At 46.0% G+C, this 4,824-nt stretch carries 2 rRNA genes; both read right to left on the bottom strand.

The features are described 5' to 3' along the window. Nucleotides 1-60: 60 nt before the first annotated feature. A 23S ribosomal RNA gene (locus NW238_RS03570) occupies nucleotides 61-2,943 on the bottom strand. Nucleotides 2,944-3,268: 325 nt separating this feature from the next. Then, nucleotides 3,269-4,781: ribosomal RNA gene (locus NW238_RS03565) — 16S ribosomal RNA — on the bottom strand. Together the 16S and 23S rRNA genes form the textbook arrangement of a ribosomal RNA operon. Nucleotides 4,782-4,824 lie beyond the last annotated feature (43 nt).

Here is a 4,824-nt window from a genome sequence, read left to right as displayed (position 1 = left end):
ATTATTCTCTGAAAACTGAATAGTAATTTAAAACTCATTGAAATGTATAAAATACACATTACTTTTAAACCTATTGATTTATTAGTACTGGTCAGCTCAACATATCGCTATGCTTACACATCCAGCCTATCAACCTCGTAGTCTACAAGGAATCTCAAGGGAATACTAATCTTTGAGGAGGCTTCCCACTTAGATGCTTTCAGCGGTTATCCTTTCCGTACTTAGCTACCCAGCTATGCTCCTGGCGGAACAACTGGAACACCAGTGGTACGTCCGTTTCGGTCCTCTCGTACTAAAAACGGCTCTCATCAATATTCCAACGCCCACATCAGATAGGGACCGAACTGTCTCACGACGTTCTGAACCCAGCTCGCGTACCGCTTTAATGGGCGAACAGCCCAACCCTTGGAACCGACTCCAGCTCCAGGATGCGATGAGCCGACATCGAGGTGCCAAACCTTGCCGTCGATGTGATCTCTTGGGCAAGATAAGCCTGTTATCCCCAGGGTAACTTTTATCCGTTGAGCGACTGCCATTCCACAATGTACAGCCGGATCACTAAGTCCTGCTTTCGCACCTGCTCGACTTGTAAGTCTCACAGTCAAGCACACTTCTACCTTTGCGCTCTGCATACGGTTTCTGACCGTATTGAGTGTACCTTTGAACGCCTCCGTTACTCTTTAGGAGGCGACCGCCCCAGTCAAACTACCCGCCACGCACTGTCCTCCCACCCGATTATGATGGCAAGTTAGAAACTCAATATAACAAGGGTGGTATTTCAAGGTTGACTCCACTAGAACTGGCGTTCTAGTTTCAACGTCTCCCACCTATCCTACACATGTTAGACCAAATTTCAATACGAAGTTGTAGTAAAGCTCCATGGGGTCTTTTCGTCTTGATGCGGGTACCCAGCGTTTTCACTGGGACCATAATTTCACCGAGTCTAGTGTTGAGACAGTTGAGAGATCATTGCGCCTTTCGTGCAGGTCAGTATTTAGCCGACAAGGAATTTCGCTACCTTAGGACCGTTATAGTTACGGCCGCCGTTCACCCGGGCTTCATTTCAACGCTTCGCATAAGCTAACGCATCCACTTAACCTTCGGGCACTGGGCAGGCTTCACCCCCTATACATCACCTTGCGGTTTAGCAGAGAGCTGTGTTTTTGATAAACAGTTGCCCCTCATAATTTTCTGTGGCTCACTTTCGTGAGCACCCCTTCTTGCGAACTTACGGGGTCATTTTGCAGAGTTCCTTAACACTAGTTTTCTCGCTCGCCTTAGAATACTCATCTTGGGGACGTGTGTCCGTTCTCGGTACAGGTTTCCATGATATTAAGTTTAGAAGCTTTTCTTGGAAGCATGAAATCAACTAATTCGGCTATTGCCTATGCGTCGTAGCTCCCGGTTAATAAATTGCGGATTTGCCTACAATTCCCAGTTACTACTTGCCCCTCAATCCAGTAAGAGGTAAGTTTATCCTTCTCCGTCACTCCATCACTACCATAGAAAGTACAGGAATATTAACCTGTTGTCCATCGACTACGCGTTTCCGCCTCGCCTTAGGCCCTGACTTACCCTGGGTGGACGAACCTTGCCCAGGAAACCTTCCCCAATAGGCGTCGCAGATTCTCACTGCGAATCGTTACTCATACCGGCATTCTCACTTCTTAGCGCTCCACTAGTCCTCACGGTCTAGCTTCACCGCCCTAAGAACGCTCCTCTAACGTACATAAATGTACCCGTGGCTTCGGTTTCATGTTTTAGTCCCGTTAAATTATTGGCGCAAGGTCTCTTGACTAGTGAGCTATTACGCACTCTTTAAAAGATGGCTGCTTCTGAGCCAACTTCCTAGTTGTTTATGAAACCTCACAACCTTTCTCACTTAACATGAATTTGGGACCTTAGCCGACGATCTGGGTTGTTTCCCTCGCGAGCCGGGACGTTAGCACCCCGGTTCCGACTGCATGATAATACATGATGGTATTCAGAGTTTGATTATAGTCAGTACCGCTAGGCGCGGCCATTCCACATTCAGTGCTTTACCACCATCATTTAACATCACACGCTAGCCCTAAAGCTATTTCGAGGAGAACCAGCTATCTCCAAGTTCGATTGGAATTTCTCCGCTATTCACAAGTCATCCGGGCACTTTTCAGCGTACTACGGTTCGGCCCTCCACTTGGTGTTACCCAAGCTTCAGCCTGCTCATGAATAGATCACCTGGTTTCGGGTGTATGCCATCATACTAATTCGCCCTATTAAGACTCGATTTCTCTACGGCTCCGCTTTTTTCCGCTTAACCTCGCATGATAACATAACTCGCCGGTCCATACTGCAAGATGTACGCCATCACCCTTAAATGGGCTCTGACTAATTGTAAGTAAGTGGTTTCAGAATCTATTTCACTCCCCTCTCGGGGTTCTTTTCACCTTTCCCTCACGGTACTAGTTCACTATCGGTGTCTGGTTAGTATTTAGCCTTACCGGGTGGTCCCGGCAGATTCAGACAGGGTTTCACGTGCCCCGCCCTACTCAGGATACGACCAAGAGACTTAACGATTTCGCTTACGGGGGTATCACCCTCTATGCCACGCCTTCCCAAGCGCTTCTGCTATCATTAAGTTTTGTAACTCTATGTAGATCGTCCTACAACCCCACTATAAAGTGGTTTGGGCTCTTTCTCGTTCGCTCGCCGCTACTGAAGAAATCATTATTTATTTTCTGTTCCTCATGCTACTAAGATGTTTCAGTTCACATGGTATCTCGCTCGACTTCCTATGTATTCAGAAGAAGGCAACTAGACATTACTCTAGCTAGGTTCCCCCATTCGGAAATCCCCGTATCGTAGCTCATATCCAGCTCCACGAGGCTTATCGCAGGTAATCACGTCCTTCATCGACTTCCAGACCCAAGGCATCCACCACAAACTCTTACTTATTTAAAAGTATGTCCCTAATTAATTAAAATTAGGATTTTCCTATTGTTGTTATTGATGTGTATTTTAAGACATTTCAATGAGTCATAATATATTTATGACTACTCGATGAATCAAAACAAATTAACCAAAATTGATATAATTTATATTTTTGATGTCGTTGTAATATTTTAAAATATTTACTATTCAGTTTTCAAAGAACAATTTTGAGAGATTGTCCTCTCAAAACTAGATATATGCTTGCGACCTAACAAGCCATGACAAAAAATGTTTGTGTAAATAGGTCTGATTAAGGTTAGTTCGTCAAAAGTATTTTTGACATTGTACTCCGTAGAAAGGAGGTGATCCATCCCCACGTTCTCGTAGGGATACCTTGTTACGACTTAACCCCAGTCACCAGTCCTGCCTTAGGCAGTTTGTTAATAAACCGACTTCGGGCATTACCAGCTCCCATGGTTTGACGGGCGGTGTGTACAAGACCCGAGAACGTATTCACCGTAGCGTAGCTGATCTACGATTACTAGCGATTCCGACTTCATGGAGTCGAGTTGCAGACTCCAATCCGAACTGAGACCGATTTTTTGTGGTTTGCTTACCATCGCTGGGTTGCTTCACTTTGTATCGGCCATTGTAGCACGTGTGTTGCCCCACTCGTAAGAGGCATGATGATTTGACGTCGTCCCCACCTTCCTCCCGATTACTCGGGCAGTCTCCTTAGAGTGCTCAACTAAATGTTAGTAACTAAGGATAGGGGTTGCGCTCGTTGCAGGACTTAACCGAACATCTCACGACACGAGCTGACGACAACCATGCACCATCTGTCATTCCGTTAACCTCCACTATATCTCTATAGCTTTGCGGAAGATGTCAAGAGTGGGTAAGGTTCTACGCGTATCTTCAAATTAAACCACATGCTCCACCGCTTGTGCGGGTCCCCGTCAATTCCTTTAAGTTTTATTCTTGCGAACGTACTACTCAGGCGGATCATTTAATGCGTTAGCTGCGCCGATGAGTTCCCCATCAGCTAATGATCATCGTTTAGGGCGTGGACTACCAGGGTATCTAATCCTGTTTGCTCCCCACGCTTTCGTCTCTCAGTGTCAGTGTATGTCCAGTTAGCTGCCTTCGCCATGTTGGTGTTCTTCCTTATATCTACGCATTTCACCGCTTCACAAGGAATTCCGCTAACCTCTACATAACTCTAGTTTACCAGTATCCAACGCGATTTGGGGTTGAGCCCCAAAATTTAACGCCAGACTTAATAAACAACCTACAGACGCTTTACGCCCAATAATTCCGGATAACGCTTGCAACCTATGTATTACCGCGGCTGCTGGCACATAGTTAGCCGTTGCTTTCTAATAAGGTACATTCAATATAGCATCATTTCCTATGCTATTTTTTATTCCCTTACCACAGCAGTTTACAACCCATGGGGCCTTCATCCTGCACGCTGTGTCGCTCCATCAGACTTTCGTCCATTGTGGAATATTCCCTACTGCTGCCTCCCGTAGGAGTCTGGGCCGTATCTCAGTCCCAGTGTGGCGGATCAGTCTCTCAACCCCGCTAAACATCATCGCCTTGGTGGGCCGTTACCTCACCAACAAGCTAATGTTACGCACCCCGCTCCTCCAGTGGCGCAAACGCGCCTTTTATGTAATCACCATGCGATAATTACAAGTATTTGGTATTATCGGTTGTTTCCAACCGCTATCCCAATCTGAAGGGTACGTTGAGTACGTGTTACTCACCCATTCGCCGCTAAGTACAAAAGTACTTCGCTCGACATGCATGTATTAGGCACACAGCCAGCGTTCATCCTGAGCCAGGATCAAACTCTCGAAAAAATTGACTTCGTCATGTTTATATATCTAGTTTTCAAAGAACAAT

Source organism: Mycoplasma zalophidermidis, assembly GCF_024742155.1.
In the GTDB taxonomy this organism is placed as follows: Bacteria; Bacillota_I; Bacilli_A; order Mycoplasmatales; family Metamycoplasmataceae; genus Mycoplasmopsis; species Mycoplasmopsis zalophidermidis.
The sequence above is the reverse complement of the archived record's forward strand: the minus strand, read 5'-3'. Positions and strand labels throughout refer to the sequence as shown.